The 21,874-nt window shown below is 43.8% G+C and carries 16 protein-coding genes and 2 rRNA genes (1 of these 18 only partly in view); 12 read left to right on the top strand and 6 right to left on the bottom strand.

What is annotated here, in order from left to right; all coding sequences use genetic code 11:
• Together ABIE50_RS32175 and rrf are read left to right on the top strand one after the other, a co-directional pair.
• Positions 1 to 1,271 (top strand): 23S ribosomal RNA (locus ABIE50_RS32175) (it extends 1,615 nt beyond the left edge of the window).
• Between the two features lie 82 nt (positions 1,272 to 1,353).
• Positions 1,354 to 1,465, top strand: a 5S ribosomal RNA gene (gene rrf, locus ABIE50_RS32170).
• Between the two features lie 112 nt (positions 1,466 to 1,577).
• Here the strand turns inward: rrf and ABIE50_RS32165 are convergent.
• The 3 genes from ABIE50_RS32165 to ABIE50_RS32155 form a co-directional block, all read right to left on the bottom strand.
• Positions 1,578 to 2,417, bottom strand: coding sequence for a hypothetical protein (locus tag ABIE50_RS32165; RefSeq protein ID WP_209863357.1), 840 nt, complete (start codon positions 2,415 to 2,417; stop codon positions 1,578 to 1,580).
• 33 nt (positions 2,418 to 2,450) lie between these two features.
• Complete coding sequence (locus ABIE50_RS32160; protein ID WP_209863354.1) at positions 2,451 to 3,476, bottom strand: LacI family DNA-binding transcriptional regulator; 1,026 nt, start codon at positions 3,474 to 3,476, stop codon at positions 2,451 to 2,453.
• A gap of 135 nt (positions 3,477 to 3,611) precedes the next feature.
• The gene (locus ABIE50_RS32155; RefSeq protein WP_209863352.1) at positions 3,612 to 6,173 is read right to left on the bottom strand and encodes a zinc-dependent metalloprotease; all 2,562 of its coding nucleotides are present in this window, start codon (positions 6,171 to 6,173) and stop codon (positions 3,612 to 3,614) included.
• Between the two features lie 736 nt (positions 6,174 to 6,909).
• Here ABIE50_RS32155 and ABIE50_RS32150 point away from each other — a divergent pair.
• The 9 genes from ABIE50_RS32150 (at position 6,910) to ABIE50_RS32110 (ending at position 16,329) form a co-directional block, all read left to right on the top strand.
• Positions 6,910 to 7,764 (top strand): MotA/TolQ/ExbB proton channel family protein, encoded by an 855-nt coding sequence (locus tag ABIE50_RS32150; protein WP_079470957.1) that lies wholly within the window; start codon positions 6,910 to 6,912, stop codon positions 7,762 to 7,764.
• A 68-nt stretch (positions 7,765 to 7,832) separates the two neighbouring features.
• The gene (locus ABIE50_RS32145; RefSeq protein WP_142685809.1) at positions 7,833 to 8,486 is read left to right on the top strand and encodes an ExbD/TolR family protein; all 654 of its coding nucleotides are present in this window, start codon (positions 7,833 to 7,835) and stop codon (positions 8,484 to 8,486) included.
• Between the two features lie 63 nt (positions 8,487 to 8,549).
• A complete protein-coding gene (locus ABIE50_RS32140; protein ID WP_209863349.1) occupies positions 8,550 to 9,164 on the top strand; it encodes an ExbD/TolR family protein in 615 nt (204 codons plus the stop codon).
• 38 nt (positions 9,165 to 9,202) lie between these two features.
• Positions 9,203 to 10,039: an energy transducer TonB gene (locus tag ABIE50_RS32135; protein ID WP_142685811.1), complete on the top strand. Its 837-nt coding sequence runs from the start codon at positions 9,203 to 9,205 to the stop codon at positions 10,037 to 10,039.
• Positions 10,040 to 10,172: 133 nt separating this feature from the next.
• On the top strand, positions 10,173 to 11,555 hold the full coding sequence (gene mnmE / locus ABIE50_RS32130) for a tRNA uridine-5-carboxymethylaminomethyl(34) synthesis GTPase MnmE (protein ID WP_209863346.1): 1,383 nt from the start codon (positions 10,173 to 10,175) through the stop codon (positions 11,553 to 11,555).
• A gap of 74 nt (positions 11,556 to 11,629) precedes the next feature.
• Entirely contained in the window at positions 11,630 to 12,388 is a 759-nt protein-coding gene (locus ABIE50_RS32125; protein ID WP_209863342.1) for a helix-turn-helix domain-containing protein, read from the top strand.
• Positions 12,389 to 12,446: 58 nt separating this feature from the next.
• Complete coding sequence (locus ABIE50_RS32120; protein ID WP_209863339.1) at positions 12,447 to 13,298, top strand: VOC family protein; 852 nt, start codon at positions 12,447 to 12,449, stop codon at positions 13,296 to 13,298.
• A gap of 354 nt (positions 13,299 to 13,652) precedes the next feature.
• Entirely contained in the window at positions 13,653 to 15,566 is a 1,914-nt protein-coding gene (locus ABIE50_RS32115; RefSeq protein ID WP_209863336.1) for a histidine kinase, read from the top strand.
• A 16-nt stretch (positions 15,567 to 15,582) separates the two neighbouring features.
• Positions 15,583 to 16,329, top strand: a complete 747-nt coding sequence (locus ABIE50_RS32110) for a LytR/AlgR family response regulator transcription factor (protein ID WP_209863333.1) — start codon at positions 15,583 to 15,585, stop codon at positions 16,327 to 16,329.
• Between the two features lie 15 nt (positions 16,330 to 16,344).
• Here ABIE50_RS32110 and ABIE50_RS32105 read toward each other — a convergent pair whose 3' ends face one another.
• Positions 16,345 to 16,773, bottom strand: coding sequence for a hypothetical protein (locus ABIE50_RS32105; protein WP_209863329.1), 429 nt, complete (start codon positions 16,771 to 16,773; stop codon positions 16,345 to 16,347).
• 257 nt (positions 16,774 to 17,030) lie between these two features.
• Between ABIE50_RS32105 and ABIE50_RS32100 the strand changes: the two genes are divergently transcribed.
• Positions 17,031 to 18,158 carry a tetratricopeptide repeat protein gene (locus tag ABIE50_RS32100; protein WP_209863327.1) on the top strand — a complete coding sequence of 376 codons (1,128 nt, stop codon included), beginning with the start codon at positions 17,031 to 17,033 and terminating at the stop codon, positions 18,156 to 18,158.
• A gap of 5 nt (positions 18,159 to 18,163) precedes the next feature.
• On the opposite strand, the gene ABIE50_RS32095 is transcribed toward ABIE50_RS32100, so the two are convergent.
• Together ABIE50_RS32095 and ABIE50_RS32090 are read right to left on the bottom strand one after the other, a co-directional pair.
• Positions 18,164 to 20,548 (bottom strand): outer membrane beta-barrel protein, encoded by a 2,385-nt coding sequence (locus ABIE50_RS32095; RefSeq protein ID WP_209863325.1) that lies wholly within the window; start codon positions 20,546 to 20,548, stop codon positions 18,164 to 18,166.
• 127 nt (positions 20,549 to 20,675) lie between these two features.
• Complete coding sequence (locus tag ABIE50_RS32090) at positions 20,676 to 21,725, bottom strand: helix-turn-helix domain-containing protein (protein ID WP_209863323.1); 1,050 nt, start codon at positions 21,723 to 21,725, stop codon at positions 20,676 to 20,678.
• Positions 21,726 to 21,874 lie beyond the last annotated feature (149 nt).

Raw genomic sequence — 21,874 nt, 5'->3', positions numbered from 1 at the left:
CTAAGGTTCGTTTATAGCAGCCCGTACCGTAAACCGACACAGGTAGTCGAGATGAGTATTCTCAGGCGCTCGAGTGATCCGTGGTAAAGGAACTAGGCAAATTGACGCTGTAACTTCGGGATAAGGCGTGCCACAGTGATGTGGCCTCAGTAAAATGGTACAACCAACTGTTTAACAAAAACACAGGGCCCTGCAAAATCGAAAGATGACGTATAGAGCCTGATACCTGCCCGGTGCTGGAAGGTTAAGGAAGGATGTTCGGAGCAATCCAAAGCTTCTGACTGAAGCCCCAGTAAACGGCGGCCGTAACTATAACGGTCCTAAGGTAGCGAAATTCCTTGTCGGGTAAGTTCCGACCTGCACGAATGGTCTAATGAGTTGTACACTGTCTCTACCACGAGCTCGGTGAAATTGTAGTATCGGTGAAGATGCCGGTTAATCGCAACGGGACGGAAAGACCCCGTGAACCTTCACTACAACTTAACATTGATTTTGAATGCCAGATGTGTAGGATAGTTGGGAGACTATGAAGCAGCTTCGCCAGGAGTTGTGGAGTCATCGTTGAAATACCAACCTTCTGTTATTTAGAGTCTAATCCCTGCAAGGGGAGACATTGTTTGGTGGGTAGTTTGACTGGGGTGGTCGCCTCCTAAAAGGTAACGGAGGCTCGCAAAGGTACCCTCAGTACGGTTGGTAATCGTACGCAGAGCGCATTAGTATAAGGGTGCTTGACTGTGAGGCCAACAAGCCGAGCAGGTGCGAAAGCAGGCTAAAGTGATCCGGTGGTTCTGTATGGAAGGGCCATCGCTCAAAGGATAAAAGGTACTCCGGGGATAACAGGCTGATCTCACCCAAGAGCTCATATCGACGGTGAGGTTTGGCACCTCGATGTCGGTTCGTCACATCCTGGGGCTGGAGAAGGTCCCAAGGGTTCGGCTGTTCGCCGATTAAAGTGGCACGTGAACTGGGTTCAGAACGTCGCAAGACAGTTCGGTCCCTATCTGTTGTGATCGTTAGTAAATTGAGAGGACATGACCTTAGTACGAGAGGACCGGGTCGTACGTACCGCTGGTGTATCTGTTGTGCCGCCAGGTGCAGTGCAGAGTAGCTATGTACGGATAGGATAAACGCTGAAAGCATCTAAGCGTGAAACCTGCTTCAAGATGAGTTTACTTTTAAGGGCCGTCGGAGACTACGACGTTGATAGGTTACAGGTGTAAGGGTGGTAACATCGCAGCCGAGTAATACTAATTGCCCGTAAGCTTTAATTTTTTCATTATTACACTAAAAAGTTTTGAATACAACTTTCCCGATATGTTATCTTATTAGTTTGCTGTAAAGCAAAGAAGATCTTATGGTGGTTATGCCGAGGGTGTTCACCTCTTCCCATTCCGAACAGAGAAGTTAAGCCCCTCATGGCCGATGGTACTGCACTATCATGCGGGAGAGTAGGTAGCTGCCATACTTATTAAGAAAAAGCCTTAGTGTTTCATACACTAAGGCTTTTTTATTTTATATCATTTGTGATCTTACCGTATATCATCTCCCCGGAAAAATCATCCTTATTATTTTAATTATTATCTCCGGTTATACCACTGCGCCAGATCTATCGCAACCCCCATGTTGAAATTTACAGGCTGGAAATACTCGTTGAAATTCTTATCGTAAGAACCACTATTGTCGTAAAAACTGTTATTGTTCAATGGAGTTGAAAACTGCAGCTGTGCCTGGAATTTTACGTATTTGAATCCTACCCTGACAGTAAATGCCGGCTCATAGAACACAACTGTTTTATCGTGAATCCGCATAAATTTGGTCTGTTCTGCTTCGTTGTTTTCAAACGCCTTTGCACCAATACTGCTATTGTAAAAGTTTACAAATGAAAACCGGCTGCTGAACGCTGTTTCCACTACCCGGTGGGCGAGCCCGAAACTGGGTTGTATAAATACTTTACTAAAGCGGTTTTTGATTACATAGTCATTCAGGTTTATATTGCCTGTACCATTGTTATCTGATCTGTAATCGCCGGAAAGTGTTTTAAAATGACCACTGCCATAGCCTGCATACACATCAAAAACAGTTTTCTTATTGGGTCCTATTGGCTTGAAGAAACCAATTGCGCCTTCTACCATTCCCCCACGTGTATTATTATCCTTAAATACGCCATCATCATCATAGCTGTTAGTTGGATCAGCATAATTCCATCCCCAGAGATACTGGCCGTTGGCCATGATACCTATGTTATCAGTGATAGCAAAGGCGCCCTGGAGATTAGTAGGAGTGATACTGCCTTTGAATTCATATTTCTCTTTCAGTAATGGAACATTCACCTGGTTAGGCACATAAATACGCTTGTTACAGGAGGATACAGTAATTGCAGCAGTGCATAGTAATGCTGCATAAATGGAAGATTTCATATAGTTGTAGGTTATCAGTTTTTACTATTGAATTTATGAGCCGGTAGATTCCCGTTTGATCAGCTCCACCGGGAATACGTAATTTTTTGTCACTTTTACTGTTTCTTCATGATTGATCAGCTGAACGATGGTTTCCACCGCTTTCTGACCCATATTATAACCCGATTGCTCAATGGTAGTTAAAGAAGGCGAAATAATTCTGGAAGAAAGATCGTTGGAATAACCTACTACTTTGATCTGCTCAGGAACAGCGATATTTCTTTTCTTCGCCTCGCGGATAAAAGCAACTGCAGAACTATCATTGGCAGCAAACATGCCATCCGGCATTTTCTGTTCATCAAATAACTGTTGTGCAGCAACGGTAGCAGAATCCATGGTCAGATCATGTATATAAACCAGCTGTTCATCAAATGGGATATTGTATTGTGCCAATGCTTCTTTATAACCTGAAAGCCTTTGCTGGTAAAGGTTACAGGTAAGCACACCTGAGAAGTGGGCAATGCGTTTGCAGCCTTGTTTGATCAGGTGCTCGGTGGCAAGAAAGCCACCCCTGAAATCATCACCGGTAATAGTATACCCCTGGAAATCAGTAGGCACGCGGTCATAAAATACCAGTGGAATATTATTCTTAATAAACGGACTGAAATGATCAAAGTTAGTGGTAAACATAGACGCCACTGCAAGCAAACCATCTACACGGAGAGAATAGAAAGTATGCACCAGTTCCTTCTCCATCGCCACGGTTTCATCCGACTGGCCAATAACAATGCTGAACCCATATTTATGCGCCTCATGCTGAATGCCGCTGATAGCAGTGCTCTGGAAATACATGGAAGTACGAGGAACGATAAGACCGAGAATATTCGACCTCTTTTTGCGCAAACTGGAAGCTATCCAGTTTGGAACATAGCCCATTTCTGTAGCTGTTGCCTGAACTTTTTCGCGTGTTTCCAGGTTGATAAGAGGATTGTTTTGTAATGCACGTGAAACAGTAGATGCCGACAGATTCAGTTTATGCGCAATATCGTATATCGTGATTTTGTTAGTCCGATCTTTCACTTTGAGGCGTCTAGGTTAATAATGCAGCGATATTAAGCATTTTCCGCAATAATTAATAAGGTTTTGAATATATATAAAAGAAGGCGCCCTTCCGGGAATTACCTGGAAGGGCGCCGATATGTATATACAGATTCGTTATTTAGGATCCAGCGCCTTATTGATACGGGCTATAAGGTCCTGGAGATGGTTGCGGGTCATACTGTCGCCACTACCGGCGGCGGCACGAAGCTCAGTTCTAAGGGCCACCAGCTGGGCACGGCCAATGCCAGCTGCATCTGACCGGGACGCACTTGGAGGTGTATAACCGCCCATCATCGGGTTGGCAGGAGCCGAAGGCGCTACCAGCTCGGTGAGGTTATCCACATAGTCGCGCTGCAGGTTCCTGCGGTATACGTCTATAGACTGGTGTGTATAAATTTCTGAGAAGATGGATTTTTTCAGGTCGTTCAGCATTTCAACCGGGCCATAAGCTTTTGCTCCCAGCGCGGCTTCACCAGTGATCAGTTTATTGATGGTATTGGTGCTCATCAGCCTGTCCAGGATCGGAGCCTGGCGGGAACTGATCAGGGAAACGCCGTCGCTGCCTATGCGGCTCAGCAGATCCTGGTTAATCAGCCATTTTGGTGTGGTAAACAGCTGCTTGTTCAGGAAAGTCACTGCTTCTTTCTGGATTGTCTTTGGCACGTATTCGTATACTGCGCCTGCCTGTTCTACCGTTTTAGGTGTTTCATAAATACCGCCTACGTTTTTGGCTACATGGCCCATGTAACGGCTGAACTGACCGGCTACTTCTTTATACAACTCAGACAGGTTAGCATAACCTTCGTTCTCTACTTTTGTCCAGCTAAGAAGGTTAGGCATAATATACTGGAGGTTCTTTATGCCGTAGCCACTGGCTATCATGGGATTGTCGCCCAGGTCTTCGTTCTGGGATCTCGGGTCATCCGGGTTCATTTCAGTACCAAACCAGAACTTCTTATCCTTCAGTTTTTCTATCGTTACTTTATTGAGGATAGGTACTTCAGCTTCGGGTGATTTAGCCTGTGGCAGCAGTTTATAACCCCATTCAATAGCCCATTTATCATAGTAGTTAATACGGGGATAAAGATCAGCTCCGGTGATGCCATCGCCGGGTTGTGCTACGTAGTTAAAACGGGCGTAATCCATGATAGATGCAGCGTGGCCATTCTTTTTCACCCATTCTTTGTCGCGCAGTTTTTCAACCGGATAAGTGGAACTTGATCCGAAGTTATGACGTAAGCCCAGGGTATGGCCTACCTCATGGGATGATACGAAGCGGATCAGTTCACCCATCAGTTCATCGCTGAACTGCATATTACGGGCGCGGGGATCGTTGGGAGATGCCTGTACAAAGTACCAGTTGCGCAGCAAACGCATTACGTTGTGATACCAGTTGATATGGCTTTCAATGATTTCGCCGGAGCGGGGATCGTGTACATGGGGGCCGCTTGCATTTGGTACATCAGACGGTTTGTATACGATGGCAGAGAACCGGGCGTCCTCGATAGACCAGGTGGAATCTTCCTGGGGAGTAGGCGCCATTTTAGCGATAATAGCATTTTTAAAGCCCGCCTGTTCAAAAGCCGACTGCCAGTCGTTCACACCCATGATAAGGTATTTACGCCATTTTACCGGGGTGGCAGGGTCAATATAAAACACTATGGGTTTAACAGGTTCCACCAGTTCCCCGCGTTTATATTTTTCCATGTCTTCCGGCTTTGGTTCCAGGCGCCAGCGGGTGATCATCTGGAGTTTCTTTACACCCTGCGGATCCGCATCAAAGTCGGTAACGCTGGTAGTGAAGTAACCTACACGGGGATCAAAGTAGCGGGGCTGCATTGGTACTGCAGGGAGTAATACCATAGAGCTGTTCAGTTCCACGGTAGCATTGCCTCCCGGGGAAGGGGGCATACCCGGACCGGCAGGGCCGCCTGATTTGCTATATGTTTTTACCGTTTTGATTTCGGTGTTCATCGGGTATGATTTTACATCAGAGATGTAAGATTTATCCGGTTGAACGCCACCGATTTTAAGCATATTTTTAACCTGTCCGTCGAAGAAAAGGATATCGTTGTCGCCACTGATGTATTCAGTCAGGTCAATAACGGTACCTTTCCCGTTTTTGGAGGTAGCCTTTACATCAAATGCTGCCACGATAGGTTGCAGGTTTGAGTTGTTCACAGAAGTGAACATTGGCTGGGTAGAATCTTTTGACACATCAGCGTAGGAGATATTTTTCAGGAAGATGCGATAGTTGGGGCCTTTTTCGAAGCGGATCACATTTTCGCCGATGATATCACCGCTGAAACCCATCATCATGGCGCGGAGACCGGCAGCAGATTTGGAGATCCTGTTCACTACCAGTACATCTCTTCCCAGCAGGGAATCAGGGATCTCAAAGAAAAAGCGGTCATCTTGTTTGTAGACATTAAACAGGCCGGAATCCGCTTTGGCTTTATCAGTAATTACTTCAGCGAAGGGTTTGGGACCTGGTTTTGGACCTGGTTTGATCATGGGCCCCTTCCCGGTAGAGTCTTTTGCAGGAGCAGGAGTAGTTGGTGCGGCGTTGCGGTTGTGTTTTTTCCGCTGTGCGCTGGCAGGTTGATAAGCTGTAATACCCAGGCAAAGTACGCCTGCCACAGCTATTATCAGTTGGTGGTAAAATAGTTTGCTCATTACGATTTAATAATTGGTTCTTGATTAGTTGTTATGTTTTTTTAAAAACCTTTGCAAGTAAGTATATTAAGTATTAACTTATCAGGAAAATCCATAAGCGTAGTAAAGGCTGTAGGAATGGAAAAAAAGAAGTAAAATTGAGGGTAGGAGTTAAAACAATAGTTGTGGTGGCAACTTTTTTAATGTAAGTATTTATTGTTATAGAAAATAATAATTTCATATGGCAGAGACGGATGGAGATGTGTTGATTGCCGCTGCCGTATTGAATTTCGAGTTATGGATCGGGGAAATATTCGATGTTGTGTTGCTAAATGCTATTAGCGTCGCCTGAAACTGTTTACTGGCGCGGGAATAAATAAGTTAGCAGAATTGTAAGATTTCTGTTGGAACATTTGAATTTTTTCTTAAATTGTGCGTCCAACTTTGAAAAAAATCAAACGATTTCAAGTATTGGGACAGTAACAATAAGTTGTGAGAACTGCAATATTGGTTTATTCGCTTATGTAAGTGTTTGCTCTAAAAAAACGAGTGGTCTAAAAGCCCTGTGGTGGGGCTTTTGCGTGTGAAGGTTAATTTTTGTGGGTTTTTTTGGGCTGCACTTGTTTTTTTGGACCAACCGTATAACTTTGCGAATCACTGATTAAAACAGTAAATTGAGTGCTGAGGGGCATTCTAAAGAGAATAGAAACTTCTAACAAACAATAGTTTAATTTTTAACACTAAAATTTCAATCAACATGGCTGAGACTAAAACAACTGTGACTGCAGCTACAGCTAAGGCTTCTTCTCATCAACCTAAAAAGTCATCCAACCTGTTCGCTACGTTGGCTGTGCCTATCTGCTTAGTGATAGGATTCCTGTTTTTCTTTTTTGTATTAGGTAATCCAGCCAATTTCCAGGGTAATAATCCCGATGGACATCCTATAGATTCAGGTATCGGTAAATGGTTTGGTACTGTTTACAAGGGTGGTTATGTAGTACCGGTATTGATTTCCGTATTACTGGTGTGTCTGACTTTCGTGATCGAGCGCTTCCTGTACCTGTCAAAAGCAAAAGGTAAATTCAGTGGTTCTGAGCTGGTACGTAAAGTACAGTACCACCTGGCTAACAAAAATGTAGACGCAGCACTGGCTGAGTGTGACAAACAGAAAGGCTCTGTAGGAAACGTATTAAAAGCAGGTCTGAAAAAGTACAAAGAAATGGTTACCAATGCTGATCTGGATACAGAACAGAAGATCCTGACCATTAAGAATGAAATTGAAGAAACTACCGCACTGGAACTGCCAATGATGGAAAAGAACCTGGTGTTCCTGTCTACCATTGCATCAGTAGCAACCCTGCTGGGTCTGTTCGGTACAGTATTGGGTATGATCAAGGCGTTCTCTGCGATGTCTTCTGGTGGTGCTCCGGATTCTGCACAGCTGGCGTTAGGTATCTCCGAGGCGTTGATCAACACTGCACTGGGTATCGGTACATCTGCTATTGCGATCGTAATGTACAACTACTTCACTACCAATATTGACAGCATCACTTACGCAATCGATGAGTCTGGCTTTACTTTAACTCAGAGCTTCGCTGCAAACCACAAATAATCACAGATTATTTATGGAATTTGAGCGGTTTTGAATCTATTTAAAGTAAATCATAAAACAGAGTAAAGATGCCTAAAGTTAAAATGCCAAGGAAAAGCACGGCCATTGACATGACAGCAATGTGTGATGTGGCTTTCCTGCTGTTAACTTTCTTTATGCTGGCGACTAAGTTCAAACCGGATGAACCGGTAACAGTAGTTACCCCATCCTCTATTAACACCACCCTTTTACCTGATTCTGATGTGTTATTATTCACAGTAGATAAGGATGGCAGAGTGTTTTTCAGCATGGATGGTCAGCCCAAAAGAAAGAAGCTGATAGAAGATCTGAACACGCAGTACAAACTGGGCCTGGGCGATAAAGAAATTAAAAGCTTTGTGACCGGAGCCAGTGTAGGAGCACCTATTAAAGACCTGAAACAATATCTTTCCCTCTCTGAGGACGAGCGTAAAAAATCAGGACTGGATAAGGGAATTCCTACGGATTCTGCAAATAATGAGTTAGGTGCCTGGATCGAATATGGTGTTGCAGCACAGGGCGGAAGCGTTGCTAAGCTGAAATACTGTATTAAAGCAGATAACCAGACTCCTTATCCCAAGATCAAGGAAATCCTGGATACCTTCAAAAAGAAGCATATTCAGAAGCTGAACCTGGTTACTAACCTGGAAGAAGCTCCCAAAGGTACAGCTGCCTGGGAAGAGGCAAATGCACCTAAGAAGTAAACGGCAGTAAATACTTCCTGACCTGGAAGACTGCTGATTTAAGAACTAAAAAAATTGGCTACTATGGCAGAAATGGATACCAGCAGTAGTGGCAGTGGAAAGAAACACGGCGGAACGAAATCGAAGAAACAGTCGACCCGTGTGGATATGACACCAATGGTGGATTTAGGTTTTCTCCTGATTACCTTCTTCATGCTAACCACTACCATGTCCAAGCCCAAAACAATGGACTTGATCATGCCAAAGGATACCGAAAATGAAAAGGACCAGAACAAGGTAAAAGAAAGTACGGCCCTTACCATTTTACTCGGAAAAGATAATCGTGTTTACTATTACGAAGGTTTGGCACAAGACCCGAATGCCTCTGCTAATCCTGACTTCTTCAAGGCAACATCTTTTGCCAACACCGGGGGAATCAGAGATGAGATCATCAGGAAAAGGGATGAAGTTGCCAAACTGAGAAATGCAAAAGGTGAACCAGAAGATGTTGTGGTGATTATTAAAGCTGATGATCAGGCTAATTACAAGAATTTCGTAGATATTCTTGATGAAATGGCCATCAACAGAATTCAACGTTACGCAACTGTAGATATCAGTGACCAGGATAAAAAATGGATACAGTCTACAGAAGCAGCTAACGGTGTTCCTAATACTCCTGCAGCTCCGCCGGCTAAATAACTAATTTATTTTTTTGCATCCATCATAAAACAACAACAATGGATTCTGCTAAAGTCTTAAAGTCCGATTTTCTTGATATCCTGTTTGACGGCAGGAACAAGGACTATGGGGCGTACGATTTGCGGAGACAGTATAATAAGCGTGTGCGGAATGCCATTTTGGGTACCGTGTCATTGTTTGTAATATTCTTCGCAACGTATATGATATCACAGTGGGTTAAAGCTTCCGAGGGTGAAAACACGAAGAAGCCGGTGATCCAGGAAATTAAGATGGAGGATGTGAAGTTACCGGATGATCCGAAAACGCCACCTCCACCACCTCCACCGCCCGCACCACCGCCACCGGTAAAACCGTCAGTACAGTTCACTCCTCCTGTAATTAAGAAGGATAATGAAGTACCACCGGATGAGGAACCTCCGAAACATGAGGACATTAAAGATAAAGCCATCAGCACCAAAACTGTAGACGGTGATCCGAACGGTATTGATCCGGGATTACTGGAAGACAGTAAAGGTACCGGTGTGGTAGGCCCGCCTCCTGCTCCTGCAAAAGAAGAAATCTTCACTTTCGTAGAGCAGCCTCCAACCTTCCCTGGTGGTGAGGAAGCACTGGCCAAGTACCTGAGCAAAAACATCCGTTACCCACGCGTTGCGCAGGAAAACGGTATCTCCGGTACAGTATTCGTTCAGTTCGTAGTAGATTCTGAAGGAAACATTAAAGATGTAAAAACAGTAGGTGCCGCAAAAGGTGGTGGCCTGGAAGAAGAAGCCGTACGTGTGGTGAAAACCATGCCTAAGTGGAAAGCTGGTAAGCAAAATGGCCGCCAGGTTTCTGTACAGTTCAATCTCCCGATCCGCTTTACTTTGCAGGAGTAGTACTGTATCAAGCATATTTTTCAAAGGTCCCGTTTCAACATTGTTGGAACGGGACTTTTGATTTTCTGGAATTGGTGATAGCCCCGATTGTGCGTAAATTTGTGCCCTTTAAGAATTGGTAAATTAAAACGGTATGCTGGGGAAACTAACAGGATTTGACGATACAATTGTAGCGGTGGCAACAGCTCCCGGCCTTGGCGCCATTGCTGTAATACGGCTGAGCGGCCCAAATACCTACACCATCTGTAATAGCCTGTTCCCCAGCAAAGATCTCCTGCAGCAGGCCAGTCATACCCTGCATTTCGGTAACCTCGTTTCCAATGGGCATATTATTGACGAAGTAGTACTTAGCCTCTATAAAGGGCCCCGTTCCTATACCGGAGAAGATGTGATAGAAATATCCTGTCATGGTTCTCCCTATATACAGCAACAGATCATTGACGCTACTGTTAAGGCAGGTGCAAGGCTGGCCAAACCCGGTGAATTTACTCAACGGGCATTCCTGAACGGCAAATTGGATCTCACCCAGGCAGAGTCGGTAGCTGATCTGATCGCCAGCAATTCAGCTGCCTCGCACCAAACAGCCATGCAACAGATGCGGGGTGGATTCTCCAAAGAATTACATGCCTTGCGTGAGCAATTAATCACCTTTTCTGCCCTCATCGAACTTGAGCTGGACTTCAGCCAGGAAGATGTGGAGTTTGCCGATCGTACAGGCTTATATACGCTTGTTTCCAATGCCACGGGGGTAGTTAAGCATCTCATTGATTCCTTCCGTATGGGGAATGTTATCAAGAATGGTGTAAATACTGCAATAGTAGGAAAACCCAATGCGGGTAAATCCACCCTGCTGAATACCCTCCTGAACGAGAACCGCGCCATCGTGAGCGATATTGCCGGGACCACCCGCGATACCATTGAGGAAGTATTGAATATAGACGGTATCCTTTTCCGGCTTATAGACACTGCCGGTATCCGCGAAAGCCTGGATACCATTGAAAGCATTGGTGTACAGAAAACCATGGAAAAAATCCGTGAAGCGGGTGTTGTCGTTTACCTGTTTGATGTGAATGAACTCACTGAAACGGATATACGTAATCAGATTGCTGCTTTTGAAGCACAAAACGTTAACTATCTCCTGGTAGGAAATAAAACAGATGTTACCGGCGAAGCAGCTATCCGAACTAAGTTTTCCGCTATTCCCGAAATACTTTTTATCTCCGCAAAGAATCATGCACATATCCAGGAACTGAAAGATGCACTTGTGCACAAAGTATTGGCTGGAGATGTTAATACAGAAGACACCATCATTACTAATGCCCGTCATCATGCAGCCTTGCAGGAAGTGTTGAAGTCGTTAATGGATGTGAAACAGGGAATGGACAACGGGCTGCCTGGCGACTTGCTGGCACTGGATATCCGGCTTTGTTTGCATTACCTTGGGGAGATAACGGGGGAGGTGACAAATGAGGATAGGTTGGATTATATTTTTAGTAAGTTTTGTATCGGGAAGTAAGGCCTTTCCGCCTTAAACTACTATGTTTTTTTACCCGAAAAAGCCCTATCTTAAAATAGTTACTATGATTCTATATGCAACAGTGGTACAGCAAAATAGACCCGGTATTAAAAGGCTTCGTTCAAACTATCTTAATTCTTGATAGTGCCGATCCTCCGGAGCCCGAAGACTTGCCCATATTTACCAACGGCATGTCGGCTTTATTGTGTACATCACAGAACAAGGAGAATCGCCTGTCACTGTTCGGAAAGACCGTTCCTGCAGAAAGATGGGCCGAATGGGGCGATGCTACACTGATCGCATTTTTCTTCAAACCATTTGCTATAGGCCCAGTTTTCAAAATACCTGTACAGCAATTAAAAAATGAAGCCGTCGAGTTAAATCGTTGGAATCCGCAAAAGGCAATGGCACTGACCATTCAACTGGCCTATGCTCAATCAACAGCCGAAAAGGTAGAGGTGCTGCACCAGTTTGTTCTTTCCCAGGTTACAGCCAACCAACGGGAATGTATGATCATCCGATATGCTACCGACAAAATGTTGGAGAACCCGGAAACGGATGTGTTAGCTCAGATGCTGCAGGAACTTAACCTTACAGAAAGGACATTTCAAAGGATCTTTAAAAAATATGTAGGTATAACGGCCAGCGAATATAGACGGATCTGTCAGTTCCAGGTGGCTTTTTACCAGTTAAAGTCGGGACAATTTGATAAACTGACCGATGTGGCATATACAAACGGTTATTTTGATCAAAGTCATTATATCCGTTCTTTTAAGGAATTTACAGCAACAACTCCCAATGATTACCTGCAATTTGGACTAAAGAAAAAATAATGTCGGTTTTGTACAAGGCCATGTTTGATGGTTGATTCACCTTTACATAAAAAAATGTATGAAAGAACTAATCACGCCTTGCTTGTGGTTCGATAACCAGGCAAAAGAAGCTGCAGCTTTGTACTGCAAATTAATTCCCGGTGCGAAAATAGTAACGCAGTCGCCTATCGTCACCGAAATAGAGATAGCCGGGCAACACATTACTTTATTAGATGGTGGTCCGATGTACAGACCCAATCCATCCATTTCATTGTATTACATCTGTGAAACGGAAGAAGAATTAAAGAACACCTGGGAAGGATTATCCAGTGAAGGCTTTATTATGATGCCTTTGGATAAATATCCCTGGAGTGAAAAATACGGCTGGGTGAGCGACCGGTTTGGCATTTCATGGCAGGTTACTCTTGGAACAATAGCCGCAGTGGGGCAAAAGATCACCCCCTTTTTGATGTTCGTTGGAGACCAATATGGCCGTGTGGAAGAAGCCATCCAGCACTATACTTCCATCTTCCAAAATTCAGAAACAAATGGAATACTCCGTTACTCACAGAATGAACCGCCCGATATAGAGGGAAAAGTAAAGCACGCCATAATAACCCTCAACGGGCAAAAGTTTATGCTGATGGAAAGTGCACATGCTCACAAATTCGCTTTTAACGAAGGCGTTTCCTTAACCATCCATTGCAACACACAGGAAGAAATAGATCACTATTGGGAAAAATTAACCGAAAGTGGTGAAGAAAGCAGGTGTGGCTGGTTAAAAGATAAATTTGGAGTATCCTGGCAAGTAATACCTACCATTCTCGGAAAATTAATGACCGATCCCAATAAGGCCAGTAAGGCAGCCCAGGCGTTTATGCAAATGCGGAAATTTGACATAGAACAGATTGTACAGGCAACAATTGAGTGAATTTTGGAAAGGCCATAACCCGAAAAAGTAGAACAATCATAGTTAATAAGTACAGGCGGCTTTGTTTTATAAGCATCGCCGCCTGTAAACAGTACTGTAATTTGAATCACGGTCATGTGCTGTATTTATTTCTTTACTTCAAACCATATTTAAATCCGGATAAATACAGGAATCAAATCCATTATTGGTTAATTGATCAAATACCTGCATAAAAAACGCCCCCAATTACCACGGATATTGCCCCAAACCCACCGAATATATACCCGGCTTCTTACATTTTAATTTCTATTGATACATTTAAGGAATATTTCAGTATGTTTCGCCATGCTGAAATATGCTTAATACATTACTTTAATGAATGCAAGAACCGCATATGCTGCTTTAACGGTAATCATTCTTTTATTTATGGCTTCCTGTAAACAGAAAGGCGCCTCTCAAAAGAATCCGCAAAGCATTACTGATACCACTCACAGAAGGGATTACCTTTCTTTTATTATTTCTCTGGATACCTTATCTACAGCTGATGCCAGGAAAGCGGTCCGTAAGGAAGACAGTTTACTGAGAAATACTGCCGACAGCAGTATTATACCGTTTGCCCATTATTTCAGGGGCGGAAGGTACCGTCAGGAAAAGAAGTGGGATAGCGCTATGGCAGAATACCAGAAAATGAAGGGAGTGCAGAACAACGATGAGATTGAGCTGCTGAAAACCTACGGTATTTTGAATCAAAAAATTCCCAATTCCGGAGCCGTGGAGGCAAACCTGATGAACCAGGTACTTTCAGCCATGAAAACTGCGGAAAGTGCTCATAGCAGGTTCACCTACCAGTTTTATGATCTGATGGCCAAAGCATATTATCAGAATAATAATGAGAATGAATCACTGGTATACGCGGAACGTTACTATAAGCATCATCCATATAAATCGCACCCCGTAATCATGCAGCGGTATTATGATATCTCTTTCTTGTTAGCTTCAAGACTGAATGATTTTGATAAGATGATGTTGTACAATGTCCAGGCACGTAACCTTGCCAACCAAACAGGCGATAGCCTGGCCATTGCCCGCACGTACGACAATGAAGCCTGGATCTTTGTTCGCCAGGGACAGAATGCAAAAGCGCTTGCAAGTAGCAGGAAGTATATTGATTATCTTGCCAGAACAAATAACCTGAACGAGCTCGCGTATAATAATTTAGCGACCAGCTTTGTTCACAATCACCAGTTCGACTCCGCCATCCATTATTTTAGGGAGGCAATCAGCTTTGCACAAAAAGGCCCCAGGAAAAAGCCATCCCCGATTTATTACAAAGGGCTTATAGAAGCGTATAAATTAAAAGGTGATTATGCCAGCGCATTGCAGGTGGCCGACTCCGCCTATGAAATAGAAACAAGGGATATAAAACAGATAGAAGCCGTTAAAGTGGCAGAAATACAAGCGAAATATGAAACGGAGAAGAAAGACAGGAATATCGCCGAACTTAGCAGCAGGAATGCGCTCAATGAAAAGATCATCCGGCAGCAGAGATGGACACTTGTGTTGGCGCTCCTGGTATTCCTCGGAGGGCTTTTAGTCTTTTATTTTATTCATCGTCAGTACCGTTTGAAAGAAAGAAACAGGTTGCTGCAATCGGAGAACAGACGTCTGAATATGGAACAGAAATTATTGCAGGCACAGTTGAACCCGCATTTTATCTTTAATTCCATTGCTAACCTGCAAAGTCTTGTTGCCTCAGGAGATACAAAAGAGTCTGTACGATACCTGTCTGCTTTTTCAGGATTATTGCGAAATGTGCTGGAACAGAGCAGAAGGGATTTCATTGGCCTGGATGAAGAAATCACTTCCCTGGAGAATTACCTGCAACTGAATAAAATGCGCTTTTCGGGACTTTTTGACTACCGGATTGATGTGGATAAACATCTCTCCCCGGAGAATGTGCTGATACCTCCCATGCTCGTGCAGCCATTTGTGGAAAACGCGATAGAACATGGTTTCCGGAATATTGATTATAAAGGTATCTTAACGGTCTTCTTTAAAACAGATAATCACCAGATGTTTATAACGATAGAAGACAATGGAAAGGGGATGACCACTAAAGAGCCGGGTGAGCAAAAGAAACAATCTCTCGCAGGAACTATCCTTAAAGAAAGATTGGAGGTCCTTTTTAAATCACAGGGACAATACGCGAAATTTGATATCGAGGATAGAAAGGATAACGGCGGACAGGGAGTGGCGGTACATATCGTTATTCCTGAACTTAAAGACTAATCAGAAATAAATACGCATGAAGCTTTATATTCTTGAAGATGAAGTACGTATTCTGCAACATCTTTTGCAGGTTATACAAGACATTTCATATGTAGAAGTAGTTGGGCATGCCGCAGAAATAGCTAAGGCTGCCAGGGAAATCCCCGCATTGAAACCCGATATTATTCTGGCGGATATCAGGCTGAAAGACGGCGACAGTTTCCGCTTGTTTCATGAAATAGGGAATGATGGTTTCCAGGTTATTTTTCTCACCGCTTATGATCAATACGCTATACAGGCGCTCAATATGGGAGCTTTTGGCTACCTGCTGAAGCCGATAGATGAAGTAGCTTTGGCAGCTATACTGAACAAATGCTATCATCACCGGCAGCAGGAACAATTTGACCAGCAGCAGCTGGAAATAGCCAGGCAACACTACGCGGCGCAGGGAGCGACCGCCACCAGGCGTATTGCACTAAAGCGGGTGGAGTATATGGAAATTGTATCTATAGAGGATATTATGTTTTGCAAAAGCGATAAAGGATATACAACTTTTTACCTGAAAGATAAACGTGAGATCCTTGTTTCGAAAGGGCTGATAGAATACGAAAGCATCCTGATCCCCTTTGGCTTTATTCGTTGCCACCAGTCTTACCTGGTCAACTTCCAGTATGTAAAGAAATATTACAGGGAAGGCATTTTGCAAATGCAGAATAATGAACAGGTGCCGGTTTCCAGCAGGAAGAGAGAGGAGGTGCTGAAGTACCTGGAGAATATATCCTGATAAAGTAAAAGCAGTCTATCTGCTGTTGAAGAAAATATTTATCCAGTCTTCAACTGTAACAACATAAAGTTCGCGCCTGGCGATTTCTATTTTTGCGCAGTAAACGCAGGTCTCTCTCTTCCTGTAAAAAGCAAAGAGCTGTGGATGTTGGGGAGCATTCCGAAAAGAATAGAACCAATCTTCATAATGGTCATTTGCCTGGTGCTTTTCAAGTCTGACACCCGTATCTGGTAACAGGTAGCTCACAGTCTCGATGATGCTGTCACCAGTATGATTTAATATCGCGGGAGGAAGAATAGTAAGGGATATGTATATTACATGGAAAGGACTGTCTTCCTGGCCCCAGTATTTTCCGCGAAAGCTAATTCCATTCGAATTATTGTGTTCTTCTGACCAGTGGTATTGATCCGGCAGTGTAATTTTCAGTGGTTTGTATCGATTCATGTTTTTGGGGTTTATCCCTAAATTATTAAATTCCCGGCAATCATCGGGGTATCTCCACAAATTTTTACCGGATAAAAATTTTTTTGGCGGGATGTTGGTCGGCGAGAAACCGGTATATTTATCTTTTAAAACAACCCCTGCAAACGCTCATATATGTTCCGAAGGAAATATTTGAAGGCGCGGGCATTGCTCCTGCAAAACATGGGCAAATACCTGCAAATGAGCACCGACAATATTTAATTTTATTTCTCAATACCATGAATAAAGCATTCCTTACAATAGCGCTAACCCTCCTCTGGTTAGTCTCTTTTGCACAGGATACTATTGTATCAAATCTGCAGAAGCTAATTGATAACAGGCAGTTTGATGAAGTAATCCGGCAATATGCACCGGAGCCAGATCGTTTGTCGGCGCCGGCATTATACTACGTTGGATACGCCTGTTTTATGAAGCAGCAGGATGACAGTTGCCTGAAATTTATGGATCTTTCTATAGCCAAAGATGCTGGTGATCACAGGGCACATTTCATAAAAGCATCCACACTTAATTATATGGACCGGTTCGACCAGGCAATTAAATGCTTCAAGGCAGCTATTGTTTTAAAACCGGATACCGCAGTGTATTATACGGGGCTGGGAGATGCTTACTATAACCTGCACTTATATGAATCGGCACTTGAAAATTACAAGACGGCAACAGAAAAGAAAACCCCGGGAGAGCGCCCGTTTTTAATGGTGGCACAGGTTTATTTTAATTTGAACCAGGAGGAAAAAGCATTGCAGGCACTATACGATAATACAACAAGACTCCCGCGTGGAACGGAAGGATATACGAAGTCGTGGTACAACATCGGCCAGATGGAAGCTTCAGGCGGGCACTATGATAAGGCAGAAACGGCTTTTCTCTGCGTTATACAATCAGATTCGTCTGATTTTCATGCATATGCTAAACTGATACAGGTGTATTTTCATAATAAAACATATGAAAAAGCAAAGCCCTACAAAACTATTTTATATGATGCCCATAAACAGGGAATGCTGAAAGGGAATATGGAAGATATGTTTTGCTTTGACCAGTTCAGGTGGAAAGATAAAGCCATCCAGGCGTATGAACGTTATGAAGAAGGGCCTAAAGAGAGGATCTTCTATAAGCAGGTATTTTATGTGATTGATAGCATAGGGAATATGGAATTTACCGTACAAACGGAATATTCGCCTATTTCCGTAGAGATGGGAGGTCCCAAATATATTCTCTGTGGTTCACAGGGGCGTACGCATTTCAACTACGGTATCGGGTTTAACGATGATCTTAAGTATGATGATTTGAAGAGCGCTGTTATTAAGATCCTGGAGAAGAAATATAACGCAGTGGCTCAAAGTAAATAGGGATGTTATATCCCTGCACGGTTTTCCTCCTCATTTTTACCACGTTGTTTACTGTTATGCGTGGAGCGGCCAAAGCTGTAGCTGAGCGTAAGCGCGGCCCTGCGGTTTCCGAACCAATGAGTGAAGGCATTGTCAATGATTTTCTTCTCCCGGAAAATATATCTTACCCGATAAGTATCAAACAGATCATAACAATTGATCCCTGTATTAAATTTCCCCTTTGCCCAGCTTTTCCTGATACCGGCGTCCACACTTGCGGCTGGTTTGGAGATGTATAATCCTGTACCGCTCCTGGAGCGGTAGTAATAGGAAATATCAATAGTAACCTGCTGCGGCAGAGAAAACACCTGGCTGCCGGTAATATTGTAATCAAATATCGGGATGGCATAGGTTACGCCATGGTAAGGAGTTTGCTCTTTTTTATAAGCTCCCCTTACCGTATGATTCATCCGCCACCATTTATTAACGGGCAAGGGAAAACTGGCTTCTATGCCGGCGAAGTCGTTGTAGGGAAGATTTTTCCCCAGGTACTGTAATATATTGGTGACGCTGTCATATTCCGGGTAACGAGTCATTGGATCTGATTCCCGGCCGGCCTGCAAGGTAACCTGTAGTGTTTTTCGTGTATAGGTAATGTTTAGTGTTTGGGTAGTTGATGGCTGTAAATACGGGTTGCCTACGAAGTAATTCAGCGGGCTGTTATAAAACCGGAAGGGGTTTAGCTGGGCGAAGTTGGGCCGTGTTATGCGCCGGCTGTAGGAAATATGAAGTTGTTGCGATGCTGTTAGCGGAATTGTGACGCTGATGCCGGGCAGCCAGGTAAGGTAATTCCTGGTGTTGAAAGTTTGCGCTGTGATGGCATGGGCGGTGCTGTGTGTATGCTCTGCCCGGAGGCTGATAGTGTAATTTAGTTTGCGATAAATATTTTCGTAAGATGTATAAACGGCTGAAATATATTCGTCGTATTGGAAATTATTGGAGCGGTTGGCGTCTGGCATAAATACACCGGTGGTATGGAGGGTATCATAGTATAAATTATTTTTCGTGGTAGTAAATGCAAATCTGCCGCCTGCCGCCCATTTTCCATTGCCTGCATTTCCTGAAAGGTCTGCCTGTGCAGACCGTATCAGGATGTTGTTATACAGGTTGGTTTTCCAGTAGTCCAGCAGATGATCTGTGAGCGTATTTTTTGTCCGGATATCCTCTCTCTGGTGATTGTGGATCACCATGAGATTGCCGAGTACCTCCAGTGTAACTCCACCGGCTTTACCGGTATAGTTAAGATTGGCGGCGTAATTATCCTGCAACGGGGTGGAGCCTGTAACCGTGTTGGTGTGGGAAACCAGGTGCTGCCCGGTTGAATCGGTGGTATGTAAAGTATTGAATGCCGCAATTTGCCGGTTTTGCCGGTAGGCTCTTCCCGTAAAGCTCAACTGTTGGGTTTTGGATAGCTGATAGTCTATGCCCAGCTGGTAGCTAAGATTATCGTTGCTGGTAATTGTTTGCGTATTGGTGGCCATTGTATTGGTATTAGCCAGATGCTGCAAGCCAGTATACCGGTAGTTTCTCTCACCTGTCATATAACCCAGGCGGACGCTATATACCAGCTTCCTTGTTTTATAGCTCAGCGAAAAATTATTGTCTGCAGTAGTATAGGCGTTTTGCTGCACCACTACACCGGCATTCCCTTTCCAGCCAAGCGAAAGGTCCTGTTTCAGTTTAATATCAATGATTCCTTTGTACTCGCCATCATACCGGGAAGAGGGGTTATTGATCACTTCAATGGAGGCAATCAGGTCGGGCGCAATACTTCCAAGATACTGTTGAAGTTCCTCCGGGCTCATCTGGACCGGCTTACCATTAATAAATATAGCGGGAGCTGTTCTGCCCGACATCTGGATACTTCCATCTCCGTTTATGTCGATGCCGGGTACTTTTTTCAGGATATCGAATGTATTGGCTGCCGTTTGGAAAAGCGGGTTTCCTGAAACAGAAACAATGAGTTTATCGCCCATCCGGCGGAATGCCGGTTTTTGCCCCGCAACTGTTATTTCGCTGAGTAATGTAAGATCGGCTGTCATGGCCAGCTGTCCCAGGTTAACGAGGCTGTTTACCGGTAATATATCTCTGTAAATTTTTTTATAACCATAGGAAGATAGAAGGATTATATATTTTCCCATAGGAACGTTTTGTAACACGAACTCACCGGTTGAATCGGCTACCTGTCCTTTAATAAGTCCCGAGTCCTTTACCGACAAAATATTAACGGAAGCGAATCCTATGCCTTGCCCGGTTTTCTCATCTGTCACCTTCCCGGTGACCATTACCTGGCAGCGAACAGTACAGCAGAAGATCAACAGGATACCGAGCGCACCTGAAAATTTTATCATGAATAACGGTTTCCTGCAAACCTAGAAAGTGATTTGCCTCCGGTAGTTTCGTTTGCTGAAATCAGGCGTACGGATTTATAAAACCGTACTGTTTGAAATTTTAACAGGTTGATAACCAGTGAGCTGGTCAGGAGATTTTTTCTTTGTACAGTGCCGGGGTCGTATCTTTTATTTTCCGGAAAGCGGCATAAAAGGTGGATTTGGAGTTATAGCCCACTTCATATCCGATGGCTTCAAGTGTTAAATGATCATTACTGGAGATCAGCCTGCAGGCTTCGTTGATCCGGTATTCGTTAATGTACGTGGAAAATCCTTTCCCGAGGTTATCGTTCAGCAATTGGGACAACTGGTGTACAGAGATATTAACAGCCTTCGCCAGGTCGTTGAGTTTGAGGTTTGGATCTTTATAAAGTTCTTTTTCAACAATTGCTTTTTCCAGTTTCTCCATCCATATCAACGCATCAGGTGCGGCTATTTTTTTCCTTTCAGCTTTCACGGGTTGTGCTGCATTTTCATACCCGCTACCCTGTAAATTATAGAAAAGACACAGGTACAGCAGGCAGGAAAAGAGCACCGGACCAATGATATAGATACCGTATATAACGTTTGCCAACGACAACAGGTATGCCAGGAAAACAAGGCAGTTGCCTGCATACAGCACCAGGCGGAATCTCTCTGTGCTATTCACAGCAGCCCGGTTCACAAGAAAAGCTTTCAATACCGGTTTCAATACAAACCCTGTAGCAATAAGGCAGGAAAACCATTCCAGGTAAATGATATAAACAATGATCTTATTCCATATCACAGGATAAACAGCATAGGGAAGAAGGGAGCCGGTAACTATAATAATCCCCGACAGTATTCCCCATGTCCATTTCCAGGATGCAGGTATACGGGTAACATTTTCCTGTACGGATCTGAAAAAGAAGTAGAGTGCAGGGCCAATGAGAAAGCAGGCCGAAAGGCCTATCTGCAGATATATTTTTGGTAAAGCAGGATTGAAATAGAGGAAAACAGATTTGGCTACCCTGATGCTGAGCGCCAGTAGCAGCGTGATCAGGAAAATGGTAGGAACAGATCTTTTCTTTTTGCCTGTTAACAGATAAATACTAAGTATGATACCATTAAATGCTCCTAACGCGCTTATAAAAAACAATATTTGCTGGCCAATATTCATGGATGAAACACGATGAGTTTTACTAATGAATATAAGCGAAATTTTAGTAAAAGTCGCCGGTACTGACAGGTGTTAATATTAACATGCAATGAGGAAAATAATGGAGCAGATCCCGAAAGAACGGCTGATGTCATGATCCGGACCTCTGG

The sequence above is a fragment of the Chitinophaga sp. OAE865 genome, assembly GCF_040546735.1.
Classification (GTDB): Bacteria; Bacteroidota; Bacteroidia; order Chitinophagales; family Chitinophagaceae; genus Chitinophaga; species Chitinophaga polysaccharea_A.
Note: the sequence above shows the minus strand (reverse complement) of the source record. Positions and strands in the feature narration are given on the sequence as shown.